The 1,870-nt window shown below is 61.9% G+C and carries 1 protein-coding gene and 1 pseudogene; both read left to right on the forward strand.

The features are described from left to right. Positions 1-180 (forward strand): annotated as a pseudogene (locus tag NW844_RS11920) (hypothetical protein); the annotation flags it as partial. A gap of 78 nt (positions 181-258) precedes the next feature. Continuing rightward, a partial coding sequence (locus NW844_RS11925) for a serine/threonine protein kinase (RefSeq protein ID WP_414335920.1) occupies positions 259-1,870 on the forward strand: 1,612 nt, incomplete at its 3' end.

Genomic DNA, 1,870 nt, shown 5'->3' on the forward strand with positions numbered 1-1,870 from the left:
GGCGGCGTGGGGGCGCGGGCGTGTGGGCCGGGGTGGGGTGTGTGGGGGGGTGGGGGCGGTCGCGTGCGCGGCGCGGAGCGCTTGGGCACCTCAGGGAGAGGGGCCGGGGGTGAGGGCTTGAGCGGCGCAGAGTTCCCAGAGCGTCAAAGATTGGGATCCTTGAGTTGGACGGGGAAATGAGCGGGTATAAACTCCAGCAATTGGTTTATCGTATGGACATCCCTGCCCAAGCTGCTTCTTCGCTGCACCTGCAAACCTATGGCCCCCGATCTCACCAATCGCATTTTGGGTGGCCGCTACCAACTGATTCAAGAAATCGGTGGCGGCGGCATGGGATCCGTCTTCCGCGCTTTGGACTTGCACAACAACCGCCAAGAGGTGGCTGTTAAGATCCTGCATGCCCCTATGCTGCTGAGCCGGGGTGACGCCCAGACCGATCTGCGTCGCCGCTTTGCCGAAGAGATCCGCGTCAGCACCCTTCTGGGCCAGCATCCCCGCATCGTCAAAGTCTTGGATCACGGCCAAGAGGGGGAGCAGGCCTACTTGGTGATGGAGTACCTCAAGGGGCAGGATCTGGGCAAGCTGATTCGAGAAAAAGGGGCTCTGCCGCTCCGGCAAGCCCTTCGGCTGGCCCTGCAGGCCTGTGAGGGGCTGCACTTTGCTCATACATTTCAAGCCAAGGTCGAGGGCCGTGAGATTCGGGGCGTCATTCACCGCGACATCAAGCCCAGCAACCTGTTTGTTGAGCGGGTTTTTCGAGATGGCCAGCTCACGTCGCAACTGAAAATCCTCGACTTCGGCGTAGCCAAAACCTTGGCTGATCACACCCTTAGCCTGGGCACCCAAAAAGGGGGTGGATTTATCGGCACCGCTCGTTACGCCTCTCCCGAACAGATACGGGGCAAGTCTCTGGATGCCCGCTCAGACATTTACTCCCTGGGGGTGGTGCTCTACGAGATGCTGACGGGATCCATGCCCTTTCAATTGGAAACCGACTCTCTGCACAGTTGGATCCACGCCCATTGCTACGAAAGCCCCCTTGAGATCAACCCGGAGACAACCCCGCAGCCGATCCCGCCCGCCTTGGCAGCAGTGGTGATGGATTGCCTCAAGAAAAACCCCGACGAGCGGCCGCAGACGATGCAGGAGCTAGGGGAGCGGCTGCTGCAAGCCTATGAGCTGACGGTAGCCACTCAACTCTCCAGCAGCCAGGCCAGTACCGTGATTCTTCCCACCGGCGGTGCCAAGGCTCAAAACGAGGCTCCATCCTCTTCCGATCCCAGGCTGCCGCTCGCAACCACCGGCAATACAGGATCGACTGCTGGAGCCTTTGAAGATATCCGCGATGAGGATCTGGATCTCATTGAAGATGAGCCGGTCTCTCCCCCAGGTGCAGGGATCCCCTACTACGTCGCCGGGCAGGAACCTCTCCCCTCAGATACCTCGGCAGAAGCTGCACCGGATCCCTCCTCTCAAGCTGCAGGCGAAACTCCCAAAACCCCCTCTACAGTCATCCCAGCCAGCAACACCCGCCCGGCTACTCCCCCTCAGGATCTCCCCGTCCCACCACGAACGGATACTCCCCGCACCCGCCCTCTGCCGCAAGCTGCCCCCCCAACGGTTCTCCAGCCTTCTGGCAGCAGCCTGAAGTGGGTCTTGGCTGGGGGAGGCGCTGTGGCTTTGTTGGCCGCCTTTTGGCTCTGGCCGCGCCCAGCAACCCGCGATACCCAGGAAGAGCCGGAGCCGATCCCTACCGCCGCAGTCACCCCAACACCTACCCTCGAGCCCGCCCCCACTCCGGTGGCGACACTTACTCCAACTCCGGCACCAACACCCACTCCCACTCCGGTGGCAACGCCTACTCCAACTC

The sequence above is a fragment of the Synechococcus sp. H55.2 genome (assembly GCF_047462495.1).
Classification (GTDB): Bacteria; Cyanobacteriota; Cyanobacteriia; order Thermostichales; family Thermostichaceae; genus Thermostichus.